Origin of the sequence: Lacticaseibacillus salsurivasis, assembly GCF_036246225.1 — a bacterium.
In the GTDB taxonomy this organism is placed as follows: Bacteria; Bacillota; Bacilli; order Lactobacillales; family Lactobacillaceae; genus Lacticaseibacillus; species Lacticaseibacillus salsurivasis.
The window spans coordinates 22249-45934 of record NZ_BTTP01000017.1 but is presented as its reverse complement, the minus strand read 5'-3'; the positions used below and the strand labels follow the sequence as shown (position 1 = coordinate 45934).

The window sequence follows — 23686 nt, the reverse complement described above, 5'->3', positions numbered from 1 at the left end:
GACAATTGAAACATTTTTGAAATATTTCCTTTCCCGTTATAAATGCCGCTTTTTTCCGCTTTTGAAAGCTTTAAATGAAAACAAGCTGTTTCCCACTTTTGCCTGAAAAGTACAATTTAAATTAGAATAATATGAGAAAATACGTTATATAAACGAGTTATATTAAAAATATACCCATATTGTACTCATCAAATTCACAGTATATAATCCCTGACATGTATTATCCGAGGCATCCCTTGGGTAAGAATGAATGATTTTGCACAACGTATTTGGTCGAGAGGAGATGGCCAAGCCAAGAATACGCCAACAGAATTGGGGTACAGGAGCATGACGCGGCCGTGGGGGCCCGTCTATGGAAACTAGGGGGTTATTTATTTGAGTCAAAGCAAACGTAAACATAAGGTCGAGCACCTGCTGTTGCTGTCGACGCTGATCTTGGGGTTCAGCGCGCAGGCAGTTGAGGATGCGCAGGCCGTTCAGGCGGCCATCACCGCCAGTGCACCGCAAACGACGGTGACGCAAGCCAGCAACCTGAAGACACCAACCAAAGATGACAACGGCGTCTTCAAAATCAATAGTCAGCAGACTTTGGCCGACGCTGTGCGCGCCGAAAGCAAAGCTGCCGCTGACGCCGGCAATGCGCTAGTGTGGACCAAGATCAAGGCCCAGCTGGAAGCCAAGGGCATCGACACCAGCGATTTGAAGCTTGGCGATACCAGAAACGAAACCGTCCGGGTGGTGGTGAACACCACCGGGAAGGCCGGGGTGGACACGGTCAAAAGCGATGACCCGACCTACCAGGAAGCTGACGCCGCCGAAGATAAGGCGCTTGCGGCGCAGGCCGACACCACCAGGGCGGCAGAAAAGCTGACTGGCAACAAGGTCGAGGAAGAATTCGGCTACCTGGTCAAAGGCTTCTCCATCGACGCCAAGGTTGCCGACCTCAGCAAGCTGGAAGCCCTGGATGGCGTGAAGTCCATCGAAGTCAGTTCCGTGCAAACGCCGCAAGACATCTCTGCTGATAAAACCGTGCATGCGGTCCAAGCGTGGGAGCAGCAGAACGTCAAAGGTGAAGGCATGGCCGTGGCCATCATTGATAGTGGGATGGATCCGACCCATAAGGACTTCCGCCTGAGTGACGATTCCACCGCTAAGATTTCTAAGGCAGACGCAGAAGATCAAATCGCTAAATTAGGTTACGGGAAATACGAAAGCGCCAAGGTGCCTTTTGCCCATAACTACGCGGATGGCAACGATGAGGAAGTCTACGATACCACCGGCGAAATGCACGGCCAGCACGTGGCGGGGATTGTCGGCGCGAATGGCGAAAATCCGGACAACGTGACGTCCGTCGTGGGCGTCGCGCCGGAAGCGCAACTGCTAGACATGAAGGTCTTTAACAACATGGGTACCGGCGTGTTCTCTGACGTCATCGTGCAAGCGATTGAAGACTCCGTCAAGTTGGGCGCCGATGTCATGAACATGTCCTTCGGGTCTGACAACACCAATGCCAACATCAGTGACGTGGAAAATGATGCGATTGCCTCCGCCGCCGATGAAGGGGTGGTGGCGGTGATTGCCGCTGGGAACTCAGGGAACTCCACTGGCCGTGCGGCAGGCCCAATCGCGAACTTCAACGCCTTGGATGATGGGTTGATGTCCACGCCTGGGATTTCAGAAGATGCCATCACCGTGGCGTCTTCTGATAACACAACCTGGACGTCCTATGGCACCAGCATTACCCATGCCAGCGATGGCAGCAATCCTTTTGGCAAAGCCATCAGTGTCGAGCCGAATAGTGATCTGGTATCGTCCACTGAGACGCTTGGTCATTTTCCCACCGCCCAGATGGTCGCGGTGCCGAATGAAAGCGGCTATGAAGACGTGGTGGCTGGCTTAGGGGCCGGCGCGGATGCCGATTATAAGAACGTCAACGTGGAAGGCAAAATTGCCGTCGTTTCGCGGGGCGGGAATAGCGAAGTTAACTTTGCCGCCAAGGAAACCGCTGCCGCTGCGCATGGCGCCGCGGGCTTGATCGTCATCAACAACTCTGGTGTTGGGGATGGCGAAGCAGGGCTGGCCACTGGGCTGCCAACGATTTTCACCAACATGGCCGATGGGCAGAAGTTGGTTGAGGACTTGAAGGCGCACCCGAATGAATTCTACAAGTTCAGCACCTTCGCGCCGACCATCGCCACCAACGCCACCGGCAACCAAATGTCCTACTTCACCACCTGGGGCCCGAACACGGACCTGGAGCTAAAGCCAGATATCACCGCGCCTGCGCGCCTGGGGGCCACTTGTGGTCGACGGCCAACGATAACGGCTACCAGGATATGTCAGGGACCTCAATGGCCACGCCAGTCACCGCCGGCTCTACCGCGCTGGTGCTGCAAGGCCAAAAGGCGAATGGCGTTTCTGTCGACAAGCGCGATCGCGTCACGGCGGCGAAACTGGCGATGATGAATACCTCGGTGCCGATTTTGGATCAGGCGCACAACAACACGCCATACTCACCGCGGCGCCAAGGCTCCGGGCTGGTGCAAATCAGCGAGGCCTTGAAGTCGACCGTCACCATGACGGTTGAGGGTAAAGGCGCCGCTTCGCTGAAGGAAATCGACAACAAGGCCAGCTTCACGATCAAACTGCAAAACAATGGCCAAACGGATGTTGCCTACAATTTCAACGATTTCGGCGGCGTCTACACCAAGGCCACTGACGAAAATAAGAACATTTACGACAAGCATGTGGCCGGCTCGACCTTGACGGCGGACCAGGACGAATTCGTGCTCCAAACAGGCGATACCAAGGAAGTTAAGGTCACCTTGACGCTGCCAACAGGCTTCCATAAGTCCCAGTGGGCAGAAGGCTTCGTTGGCTTCAAGAGCAACACTGCTGGCAGCCCTGACCTGTCCATGGCTTTCTTGGGCTTCTACGGCAACTGGGAAAGCGCGCAGAAAATTTTTGACGGCATTCAAAACACCCGCAAGTCGATTTACCCATTGGAGACGGCCTACACCTCCGAACACGGGAACATGCTGCTGGATAACAATAAGTCGATTCTTGGCTGGGTATGGGACAGCGCCATCGACGAAAAGTCTCCTGATTTAGCAAGTAATTCGTGGTATGACCCGAATTACGTCGCGATTTCGCCAAACGGGGATGGCACGCAAGACACCGCCACGCCTTACGTTTCTCTGAACCGCAATGTGAAGAAGGTTGAAGGCACCATTTTGGATGCGGATGGCAACGTGGTGCAAACTGTGGGGGCGGCGCTGAATGGCTCGAAGAGTTACATTTCCGGCCACGGCGATCACATTACCACCAGCTTGTACTTGAACGATGATCATCTGATTTTCACTGGGAAAAACTACGACCCAACCACGGGCACGGAAGAAACGCTCCCCGATGGTCAGTACACCTACCGGCTGACGGCTAATCTCGATTCCGATGACGGCGATACCGAATCGCAAAGTATCGACCTGCCGATCAAGGTGGACACCACTGCGCCTGAGTTCAGCAATGTGCAGCTGGTCAAAAACGCTGATGGTAAGTGGCATGTGACCGGGACGGTGACTGACGCCACTGCCGGCCTGTCGCCGCTGTCACCCATCGCGGTTTCGATTAACGGCTTTGCGATTACCGCCAAGCTGGACACCAGCATCTCTGCGGCCAAGGACTTCAATACGGTTGAAGATTTCAATCGTGCCGTCCAAACCACTTACCAGTTTGATACCGACATCAGTGACATTGCCGACTATATCAGGAACGGGACCAACAATGTTCAGGTCGCGGCCATCGATAATGCTGGGAATGCCGGCACTGGCGAAACCAAGGCCACGGTTGATGTGGCGACGAACTCCAACAGTTTGGTGCTGTTCAACGTTTATGACGGTGAAACCACCGATGACACCGACAGTTACTACAACAAAGATGACAAGACCTACACCATTTACGGGAACTACAAGAACGACTTCTACATCAATGGCGAGCCGGTCAAAGTCGATGACGAAGGGAACTTCGAAGCGCATGTGACCATGCATGACGCCCTGGATAAGCTGGTCTTCACCCAAGACGCCAAGCAGAACATTGTCATCAAAACCATGAAGTTTGGCTTCGCGCAGCAGCCCGTGGTCACGCTGGATCGGCCGGCTGATGGCTCTTGGTACGACTTGGTGGACGGCACCCAGATCTGGGGTGTCAACAACACCGCTGCGACCTTCAAAATGACGGGGAGCATTTCCGGCAGCCCAACCGACGTGGTGGCTTACGGCCAAAACGTTGACGGTTCCACTTATGATGCGACGAGCTACAACTTGGATCAAGTGACCAAAAAATTTGTCGCCACGTTTGCCATGGTTAATGGGGCCCACGCGCATGAAGGGGAAAATGTCCTGAGTGCGCAAGCCTACACGTCTATCGATGGCGTCGGTGAAGTCGATGGCCCGCAAGCGTTGATGCTGGTGCTGCAAACCGATCAGACTTACCTAGCCTTTGACAATGTGTTCCAAGGCTCGACCATCAACATTTCCAAGGATAACGAAAAAGAAATCAACTACGACGAAGCGACCCAAACCCTAACGATTACCGGGGTGGCCGGGAATCAATACACCGCCGTAGAAGATTTCAAGATTTTGGGCCATTCGATGGATCCCGACGATCCGGAAAATCAAGTCACCGTGGATCCTACCACCCACAAGTTCAGCTATAAGGTCAAAGTCAGTGCTGATCAGGTGCGTTACATCACTTATCAGTTCAAGACGCGCGATTTGCAAACCGCTGGCGCTAAGACCTCAGATGATTGGGAACGCGGCTCCTTTGGGATTGGGGTCGATACGACCTTCCCAACGCTGGACTTTGATACCGGTGATCACTGGCAGGCTTCGGCTTCCGAAGATTACGACTACGAGGTCTACACCAATAAGGATAGTCTGGAACTCAAAGGCAAGTTTGGGGATAACTTGACCGGGTACACCGTCAAGATTGGCAGTGATGAAGTCTATCAAGGCGCTTGGAATCAGACCCTGTCGGCAGAGTATCTCAAACGGTATCCGCAAGACAGCTACCAAGACCAGACTTTTGACAAAGAGCTGCCACTGACGGTCACCGATGATAGCGATGATTTGGTTGCCGGTAATGGCGCCTCTGATAACGTTTTTGTAATGACGGTGACGGATAACTATGGCAACAAGACTGAACGCAAAATTCTGGTGCACCAGAAAAAAGCCGACTTGGCCGCGCCAGTGGTGACGCCAAGTACCACCGCCCTGACTAACGGCGGCGTTGATCTCACCGCCACTCAGGCCCAGGATGCTGATATTCAGTACAGCTTGGACAATGGCCAAACTTGGCATGCCTACAATGGTGCCGTTTCGAAGGCGATTGCTGGGGATATCCAGTTCAAAGCCAGCGATGAGTATGGCAATGAATCACCAGTCACGACCTACACCGTTAAAAACATCGTCAATCAGATTGCCGCCCAGCCAACGACGCAGCTCAGTGACTTCAGCGCCGACACCAAGGCCGTGACGGTCACGCTTGGGTACGACAAGGACCTGACCGATGCGCAAAAGGCCTACACCCATTTGCGGTACAGTCTCGATGATGGCGCGACCTGGCTGGATTACACCGCACCATTTGCCGTTACCCAAACCACCAAAGTGCTGGTCCAAAGCTACGATGACGCCGGCAATGAATCTGCTGAAATTCCGGCGAACGTTGTGATTCCGGCGGCCGAACCGGTGGATGACCCAACGCTGATTAAGGACGATGACGCGGATCAGACCAAGAACGACATCGATAACAGTGCCGCGGATGATCAGAATGCCGATGACCAAAGTAATCACCAAGGTAAAGACCAAGACAACGACCTTGGCCAAACCGGCAAACGGAAGGCGCGCACCCACCGGGGTAGTGGGGTGACGCCTAGTACCACCAGCACCAAACAACAGGCCCGCGGGAGCAGGAAGGGCAAATTGCCTACCACCGGTGAACAAGTGGCCAACAACACACTGACAGGGCTGCTCATCACTTTGCTGAGTGGACTCGGATTGATTTATGTTGGGGGTAAAAAACGCAATGAAGAAAAATAAACGATTAAAGGTCTTACTTTATAGCACGGCGCTGCTGGCGAGTTTTTCGCTGGCGACCTTCAGTCAACCGCAAACTGCCGTGTTTGCGGACGGGGTCACCGACGGCACTGGTTTCTATTCAACCAACACCTATACGAACTATGCGCCGGTTGATTTTACGAAAACCAACTTTCCTGACCAAGGCCTACGGGATTTTTTGACCAAGTTGGCTTACAAGACTGACCCTGATTGGGATGGCAAGCAGCTGACGTCAGATATGTTAAATGCCGCGCAGTCCATCACGGCGTTTGATCCCAGTGACCCCATCAAGGATCTGACTGGGCTTGAGTTATTGCCCAATCTCTACAATCTTTCCCTGGGAGCCGGGTCAGAAGTGACCGACTTCAGCATTTTGCCGAAGTTGACGACTTTGAAATTGCTCGACTTAAGGGGCATCAACCTGGAGGCAATTGGGCCAGATGACTTGCAGTCTGATTCCGTCATTAATTTGTCGCTTGGTGATGATACGTACAACAGTGCCAAAACGACGCTGAAGTCGATTGAGTTCGACGGCAACTTCCCGAACCTCGAACAATTGAGTGTCAAAAATAGTGACACAGTGACTAAAGTCGCAGTGAAAAATCTGCCGGCGCTGACTGAATTGCGCCAAACCAACCTCACCAACCTCACCGATGCCACGGTGGCCAATTTGCCTGCACTTACCACGCTGAGTTACTACAAAGACAGTGCGTTAAGCCACCTGAACGCCAGTGGGGTCGATGACCTGAACTACTTGGCGGTGGATTACGCTGCCTTCAAGGACTTTGATTTGACGCCATTTCCCAATCTGCGGGACTTTAGCGCCAGTCATAACGAACTGAGCGCCTTAGATTTGACCGGACATAACGTTGCCACGCTGGATTTAGGCTATAACAAATTTTCAGCCATCGACTTGGCTGGGCAGACCAACCTTGGCACGATCTATCTGAATGACAACGCGTTGACCGAGATTGACCTGGCAGACAAGCCGCTGTTAAACACCGTCGATTTATCGCGGAACCAGTTGACCAGCTTTAGCGCGCCTGATTCCATTGGGGATGATGTTCATTTTGACGACCTGGACGAGGATGCTGTTTACACCAAAGGCTTGAGTGGACTGCTGCTGAGTGGCAATCAGCTCACCAGCTTCGATGCGTCGGTTTATCCGCAGCTGACCCAGCTCGACTTGTCCGATAATAAGCTGACCAGCTTCACGCCGAATGGTAACCTCGCGACGCTGAATCTCACCAACAACAAGCTCGGCGGGGTGTTGAACATTGATGGCGCCAGCTACCTGGTCAGTCTGTCAGCTAGCGGCAATGCGTTCACCTATATTTCCAATTCAGTGCCTGACTTGTCCATCATCTCGGACTATGTGTGGCAGTACGATGCCAAGGAGCATGTGCGTGCCAACACCTATGAAGTGGATGGGCACTGGTATGTGAACGTACGCGCCTTGATTGGTGACGCCGATGCCACTGATGAAAAAGCGCAAGACGACTTAGCCTATGTGCACGTGGACACCAAGCATTGGTTGCTGCGTGACGATGGGACGGCGATTTACACCGGTGAAGGGCGGCCAACCATCTTTGACTATGATGGGATGGTGTCTCACATGGCCTGGACCACCGCCTCGGCGACGCAGTTCAAGGCGGACTTCCATGTGACGGCGGCTTTGACCCCGGCTTCTGATATCCCTGTGAATGTGACCTTCAAAACCGCTGATAGCGACGAAGGCACCGTGGCCGCTACGGTCAAGGCCAAAGCGGGTCAGTTGCTTGACCCGAGTCAGGTGCCAACGCCAGAAGCCAAAGCCGGCTACAAGTTTGATCACTGGCAGGACCAAGATAACAATGTCATTGATTTTGACTTGTACCGCCCAACCGGGAACGGCACGGTTTACGCCATTTTCACTGAAGACGATGGCCAAACTGCGACGCCGGTGAAGCTGACCTTCACTTCCGCAGATGAAACCCAAGGCACCGTGGCGAAAACGGTGACGGCCAACGCTGGCCAAGCCTTTAACGCCGCGAAGGTACCAACGCCGACGCCAGCCGACGGGTTTGCCTTCGATCACTGGGAAGATGACACCGGCCAGCCGGTTGACTTTAGTGCCTTCACGCCAAGCAGTGACGCAACCTTTAAGGCCGTCTTCGTGGCCCGCGATGCGGATGCGGTGGCTGGGGAAAAAGCCGGGGCTGCTGATGGCGCCGCTGGTCAGGACGCGACTGACAATGCCGCGCAATCTGATGCCTACCAGGCGGCGTATACGGCGGCTTACACCAAGGCGAAGGCGGCCTATGATGCTGATTTTGCCACCGGGGAAGCCATTGGCGCCGCTGATGCCGGCGACAACTTAGATGCCGCCGATGTGACCAGCCAAGGCGCCGCTTACCAAGCCGGATACGCTCAAGGCTATGCCGAAACCAAGCGCGGCGCTAATCGCGGCTACAACGGCAATCAAAACTTTTCGGTTAAATTCGAATCGGCCCAGCCGGACGCCTCTAGTCTGGACATTACCTTGCTGGTCAAGCAAGGGAGCCTGCTGACTGGTTCGTATGATAATTACCGTTATTCTCAAGTGAACAAAGGCTATACTTTCGACCACTGGGAAGATGATCAAGGCAATGTCATTGAGCTGGCCACTTATCAAGTAACTCGCAGTCAGACCATCTACGCCTTTTATCAGTCAGTCGATTTATCTGGCGAAGAAGGCACGGCAGCTGGTAAAGCTGACGGTGAAGCCGGCAAGCCGCAAGCGGACAACAGCAAGGAATCACCGGAGTACCGCGCCGCTTATGCCACGGCCTACGCGGCAGGGCATGCGGTTTACCAAGCGGCTTACGATCAAGGCGAGGCTGACGGCCGCGCCGATGGGGTCGGTAATTACGATTATGCCGATACGACGATGGAATCTGATCCTTACCAAAAGGGTTACACCTACGGCTACGATCAAGGCGAAGCGCAGCGCCTTGGCATCACCAGTGCCGAAGACGCCGGGACCGCCGCCGGTCAAGCCGATGCCGCGGCGGGCAGTGATGCCGCTGACAACAGCGACCAATCCGAAACTTACCAAGACTATTACACCGCCGCCTATAATGCCGGCAAGGAGGTCTTTGATCAAGATGTGGCCGCGGGTAAATCCGATGGGACATACGATGCAACCTGGAACCAGTTCACCCGTGACCTAACCGGCAAAACAGTCGGTTATCAGCAAGGCTATACGGCCGCCTATGAGGGGTTAATGGCAGAGTACGATGCTGGTGTGGCAGCAGCTAAGGCTGATATTGCGGCTGGCAATCAACCAGCTGACAACAAGAGCCAGTCGAAGCTTTATCAAACTGGCTATGATGTGACATACGAATTTCCCGCTGTTTCGACTTTGCCAGCGAATATCCAAGCGGCGCAGCAGACTGGCTATGCTGATGGCCTCAATGGCACTGGTTCATATGCCGGTGAGGACGCCACCGCAGAAGAAAAAGCGGCGTATAAGCAGGCTTATGCGCTGGGCAATGCCCGATACGAAGCACAGCGCAGCATCGGCCAGCAAGATGCGAGTGAAGATGCCGCTGATGGCATGGTGGCCATGGACCTCACCGGGACTTCAGTCGGCTATGCTGCTGGTTATCAGGACCTGTATAGTAGCTCCTTTAATGCCGAAAGAAGCGACCTGGTGGCGGCAGCCTCACGGGCGGTCGCTGACCGTGATAACGGGAAGGCCCACGCTGACAACAGCAACGATAGCGCGTTCTATCAGCAGTTGTACGATTACTTCTATAACAGTGAAGAAAATGACGACGACTATACCGATGAGCAGCTCCTAGCCATAGTCGGCTTCCCAATTGCCAATGATGGCTCGAATTATTCCGGGCCGGCACTGACGACGACAGAGCCAACGGAGGATACAGAGCAGACGAACACACCAGTAACAACGGATCCAAGTAATCCAAGCGAATCCAGTTCCTCGAGTTCTTCGAGTTCTTCGAGTTCTTCGAGTTCATCGAGTTCCTCGAGTTCATCGAGCTCATCGAGTTCATCGAGTTCATCGAGTTCTTCAAGTTCTTCAAGTTCTTCAAGTTCTTCAAGCTCGTCAAGTTCATCGAGTCCAGCGAGTGCTTCAAGTGAATCAAGTGCTTCGAGTGACCCGAGTGTCGCCAGCGAGCCAAGCGAACCAGCGGAATCAACTAATCCCATCACGACGGGGGATCCAGCTCCAGTTATCACGACCGACAGTGACAACAATGACCAGGCTGACGCAACTGGCACTGACAGTCAGCCATCGGCAATGGACGAGGACACTGACAGTTCAGATCCTGCGGCCGATGACGCCACCACCGATCAAAGTAGTGATGGCAAGCAGACGGTTTCGACCGACAACCTGCCTGAAACCGGGGAACAGCGCGCACAAGGCGTGGTTGCTGCCGGGTTGGCAATGCTCGCGGCCATCGCCGGGTTCTTCGGCTTCGATCTCCTGCGCCAGCGGCAACACTAGTACCATGCTTCATTGATTAAGAACTCCCTAGTTCAAACTAATCCAAAAATCCGTTCATCACGCAGCTGTGATGGACGGATTTTTCGTTAGGCATGATGGCGGGTGCCGAATGAGATCAAAAGACTGACAGCGCCGCTAAAAAGGCCGGCATAGCCGAGGATGACCAGGAAAAAAGGCTCATGGAGCATGCCATTCGCATCGAGATACGCCGGGTTGAAAATGCGGGCCACAAAACATACCAAACCGGCAAAGATCAGCAAGAGTCCTAGGCGCAGACTCCAGCGATGAACAGTTGTTTTCATCTTCATGACCTCCTTGTTCCGCCAGTATAGCAGGGCCAGCAGCGAATGACGCCGCGGTTAACCTAATTTTTAGCTTTTAGTAATTTTTGCGGCTGCATTAAATAGTTGGCCGCTGGCGACCCCAAAGGCAGTGACAGCGGGCGCCAAACCTTGGCGTCATCAATTCTGGAGTGACTAGGCTGACGCCCTCGGGCCCGGCCAAGTCATTTGCCTATCAGGCAATATAAACTTTTTTAGTAAAAAATTTTCAATGTTAACCCAATAATATTCTATGGTGTGAACTACCCCTGCACGGTAAACTGAACTCAAGTAAGCGCATTCATTGTTGCTAGTGTAAGGGAGGACTTATACCATGAAGAAACAGAAGTTGTTAGGTACTTTGGGATTAGTTTTGGGGGCAACATTGCTGCTGGCAGCCTGCGGATCCAAATCCAGCGACGGCGGCAAGACTGTGGCCAACAAAGACAAACCAGTCGTTTGGTACAACCGCCAGCCTTCTAACAGTACGAACGGGAAGCTGGACATGAACGCCTTGAAGTTCAACAAAGATACTTACTATGTTGGGTTTGACGCCAACCAAGGGGCCAAAGTTCAAGGGGAAATGATCAAGACCTACATCGAAAAGAACATTGCCACCATCGACCGCAACAAAGACGGCGTGATTGGCTACGTACTGGCCATCGGGGACGTTGGCCATAACGACTCCATCGCCCGTACGCGTGGGGTCCGGACCGCTTTGGGCACCGGCGTGAAGAAAGGCGACGCGGTTAACTCCGCCCCAGCCGGCATGAACTCAGACGGCAAGTCCAAGATTGTTCAGGATAGCAAGTTGACCATTGGCGGTAAGGAATACACCATCCGCGAATTGGCTTCCCAAGAAATGAAGAACAACTCAGGCGCAACCTGGGATGCTGCGACTGCCGGGAACGCCATCGGCACCTGGTCTTCAAGCCTCGGCAACCAAATCGATGTCATCGCTTCTAACAACGACGGCATGGGCATGGCGATGTTCAGTGCTTGGTCCAAGGAAAACAAAGTCCCAACCTTCGGCTACGATGCTAACTCCGATGCCGTGGCGGCGATTGCAGAAGGCTACGGCGGCACGGTTAGCCAGCACGCTGACGTGCAAGCTTACTTGACCCTCCGCGTTCTGCGCAACGCTTTGGACGGCGCTAAGAAAGGTGCCGGTATTGACACCAAAGACAGCGCCGGCAACGTTTTGGCCAAGGACACGTATGTTTACAAAGCAAGCGATCGTTCTTACTACGCGATGAACGTTTCCGTTACTGCTGAAAACTACAAGGACTTCACCGACTCCACCAAGCTTTACGAAGGGGCTTCGCATCAACTCAGCAAGTCCAAGGCGCCTGAAAAGAAGGTATGGCTGGATATCTACAACTCCTCCGATAACTTCCTTGGCTCCACTTACCAACCACTGCTGAAGAAGTATGCCAAGCTGATGAACTTGAAGGTTGAATTCATCGGCGGCGACGGCCAAACCGAATCCAACATCACCAACCGTTTGGGCAACCCAAGCGAATACGATGCATTTGCCATCAACATGGTAAAGACGGACAACGGGTCTTCGTACACCTCGATCCTCAGCCGCTAATTAACCGCCTCGTTTGAACGCAGCTCCAGAGATAAGGGATCGCCGAAAATGTCTTCTCGAGTTTCGGAGTCGTCTCTTACCGCTGGAGTTGCTTTTTAAAAAGCGAAGGCGCTGGAAGGAAGCGATAGCATGCAGGAAGCTACAGCAACAAAACCAACTAAAGAAACGCAGGCGCCAGATGTCGTGCTCTCGATTCGCGGGCTGAGCAAGTCATTTGGCCGCAACCGGGTGCTTGATCACATTGATATGGATGTGAAGCGCGGGTCGGTCATGGGCCTCATGGGCGAAAATGGCGCCGGCAAATCGACGATGATGAAGTGCCTCTTCGGGATCAAAACCAAAGACGAAGGGGAATTCTTCCTGGATGGGAAGGAAGTGGCCTTTAGCGGGCCGAAAGACGCCTTGGAAAACGGGATTGCCATGGTGCACCAAGAACTGAACCAGGCGCTGGATCGCAGCGTGGTGGATAACTTGTTCCTTGGCCGCTATCCGGTGAATTCCTTGGGTGTGGTGAATGAGGCGCAAATGCGCCGGGAAGCTTCGGAACTGTTCCGCCGCCTCGGCATGACGCCGAACCTGACCCAACCGATGCGCAAAATGTCCGTGTCTCAGCGGCAAATGTGCGAAATTGCCAAGGCGATTTCCTACAACGCCAAGGTCATCGTGCTGGACGAACCGACCAGCTCGCTGATGGCGCAAGAAGTGGACAAGCTCTTTGAAATGGTGCGGATGTTGCGGGATCAGGGCATTTCCTTGATCTTCATCTCCCACAAAATGGATGAAGTCTTTGAAATCTGTGATGAGGTTTCCGTGCTGCGGGATGGCCACTTGGTCATGACCAAGCCGACCAAAGACACCAACATGAACGAGCTGATCACCGCCATGGTTGGCCGGCCGCTCGACAACCGCTTCCCACCGGTGGACAACACCGTGGGCAAAACGACCCTGTCGGTGCGCCACTTGTCCACCAAGTTTGAACCGCATCTGCAGGACATCACCTTCGATGTCGGCAAAGGCGAAATTTTCGGCTTGTATGGCTTAGTCGGGGCCGGACGCACCGAGCTGCTGGAAACCATTTTCGGCGTGCGGACCCGGGCGGCTGGACGCGTGTACTTCAACGAAAAGCTGAGCAACTTCAACTCACCGAAAGAAGCGATGGAACACGGTTTTGCGCTGATTACAGAAGAGCGGAAGGCGAACGGGCTGTTTTTGAAAGGCAGTTTGACCTTCAACACCACCATCACCAACCTGCCGTCGTACCGGCGTGGGGTGGCGCTGTCTAATCCGAAGATGCACAAGGCCACGATGAAAGAAATCAAGGTCATGAACACCAAGACCATGGGCCCAGATGAGCTGATTGCCAGCCTGTCTGGGGGGAACCAGCAGAAGGTCATCATTGGGAAATGGCTCGAACGGGCGCCGCAATTATTCATGATGGATGAACCGACTCGGGGGATCGACGTCGGAGCGAAGTATGAAATCTATGAATTGATCATCAAAATGGCCAAGCAAGGCGCCACCATCATCGTGGTGTCTTCGGAAATGCCCGAAATCTTGGGGATTACCAATCGCATCGGGGTCATGTCCAATGGCCGGCTGAGTGGGATTGTGGAAACCAAGAAGACGAACCAAGAAGAGCTGCTGCGACTCAGCGCCAAATATCTATAGTGAAGGGGAGAACATTATGGCAGACAAAAACGAGATCTTATCCGCTGAGGCCGAAGCAAAACTGAGGCAACCAATCGACGAACACATTGGCGCCATTCAGCAGCAAATCAACGCGCTGCGCAAAGATGGGACTGACCAAGTGATCGCCCTGAACAGCCACATCGATGCGGTCAAGCGCGACAAGAGTTTGACCAAAGGCGAACGCGACAGCCTAATTCAAGCCGACCGCACAGGCCTAGTGAAAGCCAGGGAAGTGGAAAGCAAGAACAAAGCCCAAGTGGCCCAGCTGATTGGCCAGGCTGAAACCTACCTGAAGGAACACTTCGACAAGGATTACTACCAGCCGGTTGTGGCCAGCTGTGCCGCCGAAAAAGTCGCGGCTAAGCAGGAGTACGACCAGCAATTAGCGACGCTGGATCAGGAGCACAAAGCCACTGTGGCTAAGCTTTCCGACCACGCCGAAATCAAAGAAGAAAACTATATCCACAAGAACAAGCTGTTTGATGCCAAGATGACGTACCAAGTGCGCCAGCGGGCGATCAAAGACCGCAAGCACGCGGCATTTGTTTATCAGTATCACATGCTCGATTTGTTGCGGATGTCCAAGTTCTCCTTCCAAGAAAATCTCACCCAGCGCTGGGAGAATTACAAATATACCTTTAACCGCCGCGACTTCTTGCTGCGCAACGGGCTGTATTTTGCCATTGTCTTTGTCTTTATCATTCTGTGTATCATTACGCCAATCATCAAAGGTACTTCGCTGTTGACCTATAACAACGTCTTGAACATTCTGCAACAAGCGTCCCCGCAGATGTTCCTAGCGCTGGGGGTCGCCGGCCTGATCTTGCTGACTGGGACTGACTTGTCCATCGGGCGCATGGTCGGGATGGGCATGACCGCCGCGACCATCATCATGCACCAAGGCATCAACACTGGCTCCGTGTTCGGCCATGTCTTCGACTTTTCGAAGATGGGCCTCTGGCCGCGGGTCATCCTGGCTTTGGTGGTCTGCATCGTGCTTTGTACCGTGTTCACCACGATTGCCGGGTTCTTTACCGCCAAGTTCATGATGCACCCCTTCATTTCAACCATGGCCAACACGCTGATCATCTTCGGGTTGGTGACCTATGCAACGAAAGGGGTGTCCTTCGGGGCCATCGATCCTGCCATTCCTAGCATGATCATTCCTAACGTCGGCGGGTTCCCATCCATCATTTTGTGGGCGATTGTCGCCATCATCGTGACCTGGTTCGTTTGGAACAAGACGCGCTTTGGGAAGAACTTGTACGCCGTTGGTGGCAACCCTGAAGCTGCTTCGGTCTCTGGGATTTCCGTCTTCGCTGTTACGCTGGGCGCCTTCGTCTTTGCCGGTATTCTCTACGGCTTTGGCGCTTGGCTGGAATGTGCCCGCATGGTCGGTTCAGGTTCCGCGGCTTATGGCCAAGGTTGGGAAATGAACGCCATCGCGGCCTGCGTGGTCGGTGGGGTTTCCTTCACTGGTGGGATTGGTAAGATCTCCGGCGTTGTTGTCGGGGTTACCATCTTCACCGCGTTGACCTACGCCTTGACCATCCTGGGGATTGATACCAACTTGCAGTTCGTGTTCTCTGGGATCATCATCCTCGTCGCGGTTACCCTCGACTCCTTGAAGTACATGCAAAAGAAATAGGTTACCGCGTTCCTGCATCCGCCTCTAACCAGCTCCAACTGCCGCCTGACCGTTATTTGGTCGGGCGGTTTTTGGTGTGGACGAGGCCGCGGGCCCGGCTGGGGTGGCGCCGGGGCGCGGCGGGCCTGCTGTGGGGCCGGGCCGAGCCAAGGTCTCGGCCCTCAATCTGGAGCCTCGACTCGCTGCGCTCGCCTTTGAGTCTCCAGATTGGCCCCGAAAAATAGGGAAAGCCTGCCAAGACCGCAGTCTCACCCTGTTTTTCGTTTCACGGCTGGCCCGCCGCGCCCCTTTGCCGCCCCAACCGGGCCCGCTCGCTAACAGTCACGGTATCGCTTGGCCATGCGTGCTGACAGAAAAGAGGTCACAATAGTCTGCTGGGTCAAAAAAGTTCACGGGTAAACTTCCTGCGTTTTAGTGTTCAAACGCGGCAACTGCGTGATACGAATCGCGTTAACTTGGGCTTTCGGCCTCGCGGGCAACTCACAAGGGCTCACTCTTGTACTGAAGCGCTTACATGGTATACTAAAACTAGTTAATATGTAGGCCACTTTTACTAAAACATAGGCAAAAAGCGGGGAGTCGAACTCATGGGGAAGTACAGTGTACTGTTTGTCGAAAACGCGACTGAAATCGCGGCGATGCAGGACATGGTTGACTGGGAGCAATTAGGGTTTACCGTTTTAGGCGGGACCGATGATTGTAAGGCGGCGCAAGAGCAGGCCGTGCTTCATCGGCCGGATGTGGTGGTCACCGAGCTGACGTTAGGCGGCATGAATGGGCTGACTTTGATTCAGAAGATCAAAGCGCTGCTGCCTGAGGCCAAATTCGTGATTTTAACGGATACGGCGGCACTGGCCAGCGCCAAAGCGGCGATGCCACTAGGGGTCAGTGCTTACCTGGAGAAGCCGATTGCGGCTGCAGAATTAGGCCATACGTTTGCCATGTTGCGGAAGAAACTCGATGCGGAAGCGGCGGCCAGTGCGAATATGCAGTCATTGCGTCAGTACTATCAGACCTCGCTGCCGGTGATGCAGGCTAATTTTTACGCGGCTCTGATCAATGGCCGGGTAGCGGCAGAGGATTTGCCGCGGTACTTGAGTGATTATCAGATTCCGTTAAGTGGGCCGTGTTTTGCTTGTTTGCTACTCCACACGTCTAGCACACTGGGGCCGAGCGGGGTGGATCCGGTGCTGCTCCGGACCAGTGTGCTTCATCAGGCCAAAGCCTTTTTCGGGGCCAACTGGCAGGTGGCAATTTTTTCCTATTTGGCCAATACGGTGATTATCGTGCAGCTGCGCCGAGCTGAGGAGGCGCCAGGGCTGACCGATGAAGCCGACCGGTTCTGCAAGGAAGTGCGGACCACGCTCGGGGCAGTGGTGACCATCGGCGTCGGGGATGTCACGGCCGATTTGCTGGACTTGCCACAGGCGTACAAGGAAGCGCGGACGGCAGTTTCGTATCGCAGTATCTACGGCGCTTCGCGGGTGATCAACCTGCAAGAAGTGGAGCCAACCACAGAAATGACGTTCTCGTCCTCCAGTGATGGCGGGTTGTCTGATTTGTTCAAGGCGATTCATGTCGGGCCAGAGGCGGCGATTGAGACCGCGGTGGATACTTACCTGGCGCGCATGAACGAAACCGCCACAAGCATTCCTGAACATACGGTGGTCACCGCTGAGATGATTGGCAGTTTGTATCGGTTTGCGGTGAATAATCATCTGCAAGTCAGCGCCTTGACTGATAATCTCAAGGGCCTGTACCTGCGGCTGCCAGAATTGTCGCCTGAGTCGCTGCGCCAGTGGCTGATGACCGTGGCGCCGGCGATGCATGAGCAACTGAAGGCAGCGCGGGAAAACAGTTCCACCGCTTTGATTCAAAACGCCAAAGAATACGTGCGGGTGAATTACAGCGATGAAACGCTGTCGCTGAATGACGTGTGCCAGGCGTTAAGCGTGTCGAATTCGTATTTTTCTACCTTGTTCAAGCGTGAAGAAGGCCTATCTTTCATCACCTATCTGACCAATTTCCGGCTGGAGCGCGCGGCGCGGCTGTTGCTGGAAACTAATGAAAAGAGTCAGGTGATTGGGCATCTTTGTGGGTATGCCGATCCGAACTACTTCAGTTCGACCTTCAAGAAACACTTTGGCGAGTCCCCTAAGCAATATCGCAGTGGACTGGTAGCCAACGAATCCTAAGCGAATCAAAAAGTCGCCTCGACAGAGACGGCTTTTCTGATTCCTAGAGGATAATGTAGGATTTGATGGCTTGGCGTTGATCCATCGCTTGGTAGGCGGCATCGATGTCGTCCAAGCTAAAGCTTTGGGTGAAGACTTTGCCAGGGTGAATTTCACCTTTGAGCACAGCGTCCAGCAAAACTTGCTTGTCGTAAGTCGTGACGGAAGCAGGACCACCAGCGATGGCAGTGTTGCGGAAGAACACCGGCGTCAGGTCCATTTCCGGGTTGTGTGGCACACCGACTCGGCCGACCGTGGCGCCTGGGCGACCGGCTTTCACGGCAGTGGCCACCGATTGTTCGGTGCCGACACACTCGAGCACGGCATCGGCACCTTCGCCGTTGGTCAGCTGCATAACATGGTCAATCCCGGCCTGGTCGCGTTCCGGCACGATGTCGGTGGCGCCGAACTCTAGGGCCAAGCGCTGGCGGTCTTCATGGCGACTCATGGCAATGATGCGCTTAGCGCCGCGCATTTTAGCGGCAATGACGCCGCAGAGGCCGACTGCCCCGTCGCCCACCACGACGACCGTGTCACCGGCGCCGACATGTGCGACGCGGGCGGCGTGATAGCCGGTGGCCATGACGTCAGCGAGGGTGAGTAAGGACTTGAGCATTTCTTCGCTGTAATCCGCCGGTTGACCAGGAATTTTCACCAAGGACCATTCGGCGTGTTGGTAGCGCATGTATTCGCCTTGCGCACCGCGGCTGAAGTTATCCTCGTGGTTGAGGCAACCACCTTCATAGCCAGCGCGGCAAGCAGCGCAGTGACCGCAGCCGTGGGTGAAGGGGGCAATGACAAAATCGCCAGGCACCAGGGTGGTGATGGCACTGCCGACGGAATCGACAATTGCCAAAGCTTCATGGCCGCCGTTTTCAGAGTGAGCGGCGGCGTCGTCAATGCCGCGGTATTCCCATAAATCAGAGCCGCACACACAGGTCCGAACGATGCGCAAAATCACATCGTCGTCGGCCTGCAAGGTGGGCATCGGGACGTCTTCAATGGCCACTTGGCCGGGTTTAATAAAGCGGGTATCTTTCATCTTTGATAACCTCCATTTTTTGAGTTTGCTCGTCGCGTTTATTATGACCATTTATGAGTCAAAACGCGAATGCTTATTACTCGGGTGTTGCTATGCTTTTCAGTTATGGCTGACCGCTTGTCGATGACTGACTGCGGCCCAAGGCACTGCTTATGCCGCTATCGGCTCAGTCTTCAGTCTGATTGACAGCTTTTTGCTCGACCTTGTATACTTGACGCATGAAAGAGCTATCATAGGCACAAACGTGTGGCGCAGGGGGTTCTTGGGAAGAGGCGAGCAGGGTGAAGAAACTGATTGCTTTGGTGTGTGTGGTGCTCGGCATCGCTGTGGGCGGTGGTGTCTTTTGGCAGCGCCAGCTTCATGTGGAGGCGGCCACAGCCGCACTGCGGACGTTAAACACCAGCGCCAAAGTTTTGGCGTCGGAGGATTTTATCAGCGATCCCAGCAGTAACCTGGCGACTGCCCAGCTGAATCATGTTGCCTATGCGAAACAGCAAATGCGGCAGTATTTATCGGTGCTTTCGACCAAGCAACGTGAGCAATATCAAGCCGCCGAGCAGCAGCTGACCGCAGCCAAAGTTTACACCGCGATTTTTGAGGAAACGCATAATGTGCTAGGCGCTGATGAAGTCATCATGGATCAGGCCTATAACAACGCCACGTTGATGCAAGCTTACGCGCGGCTGAAACAAAACGGGCCGCGCTATGCGAAACATATCGCCCAGAAAGTCCAGCTGGTTGAACAGCAAGTGACCGCGCTACGAAAGGTGCGGCAGGTGCAGACCCAACCGACTTCTGCGCAGATTGAAGCGGCGCGCAGTGCGGTGACCGCAGTGGCGAGTCCGGCCTTCCAGCAGACCTACCTGCCGGTTGTCGACGAAGTGGCCAGTCAGCAGCCAGCCGTCAAATCCAATACTGCTGCCACCGCCACGCCAGCGGCCCCGGCCACCGGTGAAGGGGCAGCGGCGGAAGCTAAATCCCCCACCGCACAGACGCCAACCACACCAGCGCAAACCCCAGCCACCACCAGCGGCGAGAGCTATCAGCAGCCCGTTGATGATTCGGACAGCACTGCCACGTCACCCGTTGCGCCTGATCAAAATGATGACACGGCCGAAGCCACCGAAGAGGCGGTGATCGGCGCCGGTGGTTTGTTTGATACCATGGCCGAAGCGTCCGCAGCACTCAAGCAGGCGCAAGCCGCGAGCCCTAACCGACCAGCGACGGCCTACTCAGTGGTGCTAGCGGATGGATCCAAACACTACACCTGGGATTGGTTACCCAGCGGAAACTAAAAACCATTGCTTCCCGGTCCGGCGGAAACAATGGTTTTTTGTATGGGCTTAATGACGCTGCGCCGTTAAGTGGACAGTGTAGGTGAGGCCAAAACTGACAGCGAGGAAAAACACGACCACGGCGTAAGGAATATGGTAATTCCAGTCCAGCAAGGCGCTGGCAATCAGCGGCCCGGCAATGTTACCCACCGAAGTTAGTGACATGTTCAGGCCGTTGATGACGCCTTGATTGCTGGCACTCGCCTTGGTCAATAGCGTGGTGATGGCCGGGCGGAGCAGATCAAAGGCGGTGAAGGCCACCAAGGTCGTGACCATGACAATGACTTTGCTGTGGGTGAACATCAGCCAAAAGACACCGAGCGCTGAGGCGGCAAAAGCGACTCTGATCAGGCCAATTTCGGAAATGGCCTGGACAATGCGATCGAAGAAAACAACTTGGGCGATCAGAGAGATGATGCCGTTGAGGGTCAACACCAGCGCAATGTCTTTCAAGGTAAAGCCGAAAACTTCATTGACGAAAATACTATAGATACTTTCAAAGCTTTGCAGCCCAAAGCTGGAAACCAAAATCAACACGAACAGCATCAGCATCGGCCCGGTCAGTACTGCCCGCCAGTCCCCTTTGGCCGCGGTAGTGGTGGTTGTTTCCTGGCGGGGTTCATCTTTCGGCAGAAGGAAAAGCGTGGCAATCAAGCCGATGAGGCCCAGAACCGCCGCAGTCCAGAACGGCGTTTTGTAACCGTGCTGGGCTAGTAGCCCACCCAGACCAGGTCCGAGAATGAGGCCGCCGGAGAAAGCGGCGGATAACCAGCCGATGACTTTGGCCCGGTGCTTGAGGTCGGTAACATCCGCCGCCAGCGCTTGCGCGGTGGGGACAAACATGCCGGCGGATAAGCCGCCGATGATGCGTGACAGATCAAACATATAAAGATGATTGGTCAAAGCAAACAACACTTCTGACACGGCGAACAACGCGAGGCCACCCAAGAGCAACGGCTTGCGGCCGATGCGGTCGGACAGGCGGCCAATCAGCGGCGAAGCGATGAACTGCATCAAGGCATAAAGCGACGACATAATGCCCATATCAGTGGCAGTAAAATGCAGCTCATTTTTGATGAAAGGCATCACTGGAAAAATCAGGCTCATGCCAAGACAAATCAAAAATTCACTGAAAATAAGGATGGTGATGGTGCGTTTGGTGCGGTTTGACATGGGTTAATTCCTTTCTTCGCTTGCCGCTTCACCACTTGAAAACAGGGCTATATCGCGATCGATGGCTTTGAAAACAGTTTAAAGGAAATTGTAGCATACTTGCTCCCGAGAAAAACGAAGGCTTGATGAGAGGGCAAAACTCCTGCGAGATTGGCGCGTGGTGCATGTTAAAATAGCACTATACAGCTAAACAAAGGAGGGCCACTGCCATGGCCGATAAAACCAACTTCAACTGGCGCACGGCGCCGCGGTCCATCGCCAAACTGATGGCTTGGTTGCCATATTTTGCCCAGTTTCAACAAGCGGATTATCAAGCCGCGGTGGCCAACCAGGAGCCGAGCACCATGGCCAAAATCCCCGTGCTCTATCCGGTGCGGCGGGCGATTCGCTATGCCATCGAAAGCGATGCCGATGATCCGGACCCGCTGACGCAACTGACGTTAGCGGATTTCGTGGCCGGTCAACAACCCGCGGGTGATTTCAGTGATAAGGAATCCAAAGTCCGCCAAATCGTCACCACGGCTGAACAATATGGCTTGATGGACGCTAAAACCGCGCGCCTGACGCCGGTGGGACAGCGCGCGGTGGCCGGCCAATTAAGCGGGGAGGACTTTTTGGTCCAGCTGCTTAAAATGTACGTCATGGTCGACGCGCAGCATGGTGTTTTCCCGATGCGAACTGTGCTGCAGCTGATGGCGCATTTCGGGGCGCTTAGTCGCAACGAGCTCACCTTCGTGTTCGGCACGTTGGATGATGCCGCGGTGCCAACCACCATCGAAGCAGTGCAGGCTTTCCGCACCGCCTATGCAAAGCTGCCGAGTCGCAATGATAACCGCGCCGTTGAGGCATTGGTGATCAAAATATGGCACCAGTTTTATCCGGCAACGCCAGACCGCAAGATTATTTCGATTCAGCATGACTACACTGATGCCTTGCGGCGGGCGTTGGAATTCACCGAACTCTTTTACTCGCACGGCCGCGGCACGGCGATGAAGTTGCGAGTCTCGGCGCTGAATCAGCCGAAGTTGCAGCAACTGGTGAACGATTTTACCTTCGTGCTGCCGCCGCAGCAGTCGGTTAATGGCCACTTGGTCCAAAAAAGTGCCCGTGAGACGCTGGGGTGGTTTGGCGCCGTGGGCAATTTGCCGCTACCATGGGATCAGCCAGATGCGCGGCTGCAGTTGGTCGAGGACAAGCTGGACCATGCGGCGCGGTTATTCGCGGCCTTGCCCGAAGCGCCTTACGCGCCGGCGCAAGTAGCGGTAATCAAAGCCAATTTGACCAATGCGTCGATTCAACAGCTCAAAGACCTGGAGTCGGCGCTGGACCAAGCGGTGCTGGCGCAAACCGAGCTTTTGTATGTCCAAAAAGAAGCGCAGACCCCAGCCGCCCGGCAAGAAATTCTCGAGCGGTTTGACACGATTTTAACCGATAAAGACCAGGCGGCGTTGTGGCTGGAAGTCAATACTTGGCGGGCCTTCGTCGCGCTGAGTGGGCAGGACAAAACCGTGATTCATCATTTCCAAATGAATCCGGATTTGACCCCGAAGTCCTTTGCCCCTGGCACCGGCAACACGCCGGATATGGAGGTACACCTGGCCAGCAGCATTTTGGTGCCAGAAGTTTCGATGATGGCTGGCACGGTGCAGTGGGAACACGAGGCCTCGTCGGTGATTGACCATGTGATCAAAATCAGCCAAGCCAGCCCGAAGCCGACGCTGGGCGTGTTCATCAGCGCGCGCATCAATCAGCGCACCTTATGGCAGTTGTTTTTGCTCAATCGTGATTCTTGGCTGGGCCAGCCGGTGCCAGTGGTGCCTCTCACCATCAAACAGTTCAGTGGGCTGATGCAGGTCGCTTATGCCACTGACGCGACCGCGCAGGAAGTGGCCACGCTGCTTGAGCAAATCAGTGCCGCCGCGCGCCAGCTGACCACTTACATTCAATGGCCAGCCACAATTGAAAGTGCCTTGGCCGCCTGGGCGCGCCGGTGAGCGTTGTATCACCGGTGGTCATTGGGTACACTAGAGACACTGAGAAAAAATAGTCG

Annotated in this window: 12 protein-coding genes; 9 read left to right on the top strand and 3 right to left on the bottom strand. The window is 54.4% G+C overall.

The window, feature by feature from the left end:
* Nucleotides 1-375 precede the first annotated feature (375 nt).
* The 3 genes from AAA927_RS12895 to AAA927_RS10705 are packed head-to-tail and all read left to right on the top strand — an operon-like array spanning nt 376 to nt 10602.
* A complete protein-coding gene (locus AAA927_RS12895) occupies nt 376-2463 on the top strand; it encodes a S8 family serine peptidase (protein WP_366150660.1) in 2088 nt (695 codons plus the stop codon).
* Nucleotides 2352-6092: an Fn3-like domain-containing protein gene (locus AAA927_RS10710; protein ID WP_366150661.1), complete on the top strand. Its 3741-nt coding sequence runs from the start codon at nt 2352-2354 to the stop codon at nt 6090-6092. The genes AAA927_RS12895 and AAA927_RS10710 overlap by 112 nt, the downstream gene beginning before the upstream one ends.
* A complete protein-coding gene (locus AAA927_RS10705) occupies nt 6079-10602 on the top strand; it encodes a leucine-rich repeat domain-containing protein (protein WP_338217823.1) in 4524 nt (1507 codons plus the stop codon). The genes AAA927_RS10710 and AAA927_RS10705 overlap by 14 nt, the downstream gene beginning before the upstream one ends.
* A gap of 86 nt (nt 10603-10688) precedes the next feature.
* On the opposite strand, the gene AAA927_RS10700 is transcribed toward AAA927_RS10705, so the two are convergent.
* Nucleotides 10689-10904 carry a DUF3955 domain-containing protein gene (locus tag AAA927_RS10700; RefSeq protein WP_338217822.1) on the bottom strand — a complete coding sequence of 72 codons (216 nt, stop codon included), beginning with the start codon at nt 10902-10904 and terminating at the stop codon, nt 10689-10691.
* Between the two features lie 352 nt (nt 10905-11256).
* Here AAA927_RS10700 and AAA927_RS10695 point away from each other — a divergent pair, with 352 nt between their 5' ends.
* From AAA927_RS10695 to AAA927_RS10680, 4 genes are all read left to right on the top strand, one after another.
* On the top strand, nt 11257-12516 hold the full coding sequence (locus tag AAA927_RS10695; RefSeq protein ID WP_338217821.1) for a substrate-binding domain-containing protein: 1260 nt from the start codon (nt 11257-11259) through the stop codon (nt 12514-12516).
* Nucleotides 12517-12645: 129 nt separating this feature from the next.
* A complete protein-coding gene (locus AAA927_RS10690) occupies nt 12646-14184 on the top strand; it encodes a sugar ABC transporter ATP-binding protein (RefSeq protein WP_338217819.1) in 1539 nt (512 codons plus the stop codon).
* A gap of 16 nt (nt 14185-14200) precedes the next feature.
* On the top strand, nt 14201-15853 hold the full coding sequence (locus AAA927_RS10685) for a galactose/methyl galactoside ABC transporter permease MglC (RefSeq protein WP_338217818.1): 1653 nt from the start codon (nt 14201-14203) through the stop codon (nt 15851-15853).
* A gap of 587 nt (nt 15854-16440) precedes the next feature.
* On the top strand, nt 16441-18048 hold the full coding sequence (locus AAA927_RS10680; protein ID WP_338217817.1) for a response regulator transcription factor: 1608 nt from the start codon (nt 16441-16443) through the stop codon (nt 18046-18048).
* A 43-nt stretch (nt 18049-18091) separates the two neighbouring features.
* Here the strand turns inward: AAA927_RS10680 and AAA927_RS10675 are convergent, their stop codons facing one another.
* Nucleotides 18092-19129, bottom strand: coding sequence for a zinc-binding dehydrogenase (locus AAA927_RS10675; RefSeq protein ID WP_338217816.1), 1038 nt, complete (start codon nt 19127-19129; stop codon nt 18092-18094).
* A gap of 281 nt (nt 19130-19410) precedes the next feature.
* On the opposite strand from AAA927_RS10675, the gene AAA927_RS10670 reads away from it, so the two are divergent.
* Nucleotides 19411-20424 carry a hypothetical protein gene (locus tag AAA927_RS10670; RefSeq protein WP_338217815.1) on the top strand — a complete coding sequence of 338 codons (1014 nt, stop codon included), beginning with the start codon at nt 19411-19413 and terminating at the stop codon, nt 20422-20424.
* Between the two features lie 48 nt (nt 20425-20472).
* On the opposite strand, the gene AAA927_RS10665 is transcribed toward AAA927_RS10670, so the two are convergent.
* Nucleotides 20473-21636, bottom strand: a complete 1164-nt coding sequence (locus AAA927_RS10665) for an MFS transporter (RefSeq protein ID WP_338217814.1) — start codon at nt 21634-21636, stop codon at nt 20473-20475.
* 209 nt (nt 21637-21845) lie between these two features.
* Here AAA927_RS10665 and AAA927_RS10660 point away from each other — a divergent pair, with 209 nt between their 5' ends.
* Entirely contained in the window at nt 21846-23630 is a 1785-nt protein-coding gene (locus AAA927_RS10660; protein WP_338217813.1) for an AlwI family type II restriction endonuclease, read from the top strand.
* Nucleotides 23631-23686: the final 56 nt, after the last annotated feature.

What these genes read in the sequence shown, in the direction of transcription:
- AAA927_RS10710 (WP_366150661.1), top strand. Translation starts at nt 2,352, where the DNA reads ATGGCCACGCCAGTCACCGCCGGCTCTACCGCGCTGGTGCTGCAAGGC.
- AAA927_RS10705 (WP_338217823.1), top strand. Translation starts at nt 6,079, where the DNA reads ATGAAGAAAAATAAACGATTAAAGGTCTTACTTTATAGCACGGCGCTG.
- AAA927_RS10700 (WP_338217822.1), bottom strand. Translation starts at nt 10,904, where the DNA reads ATGAAAACAACTGTTCATCGCTGGAGTCTGCGCCTAGGACTCTTGCTG.
- AAA927_RS10695 (WP_338217821.1), top strand. Translation starts at nt 11,257, where the DNA reads ATGAAGAAACAGAAGTTGTTAGGTACTTTGGGATTAGTTTTGGGGGCA.
- AAA927_RS10690 (WP_338217819.1), top strand. Translation starts at nt 12,646, where the DNA reads ATGCAGGAAGCTACAGCAACAAAACCAACTAAAGAAACGCAGGCGCCA.
- AAA927_RS10685 (WP_338217818.1), top strand. Translation starts at nt 14,201, where the DNA reads ATGGCAGACAAAAACGAGATCTTATCCGCTGAGGCCGAAGCAAAACTG.
- AAA927_RS10680 (WP_338217817.1), top strand. Translation starts at nt 16,441, where the DNA reads ATGGGGAAGTACAGTGTACTGTTTGTCGAAAACGCGACTGAAATCGCG.
- AAA927_RS10675 (WP_338217816.1), bottom strand. Translation starts at nt 19,129, where the DNA reads ATGAAAGATACCCGCTTTATTAAACCCGGCCAAGTGGCCATTGAAGAC.
- AAA927_RS10665 (WP_338217814.1), bottom strand. Translation starts at nt 21,636, where the DNA reads ATGTCAAACCGCACCAAACGCACCATCACCATCCTTATTTTCAGTGAA.
- AAA927_RS10660 (WP_338217813.1), top strand. Translation starts at nt 21,846, where the DNA reads ATGGCCGATAAAACCAACTTCAACTGGCGCACGGCGCCGCGGTCCATC.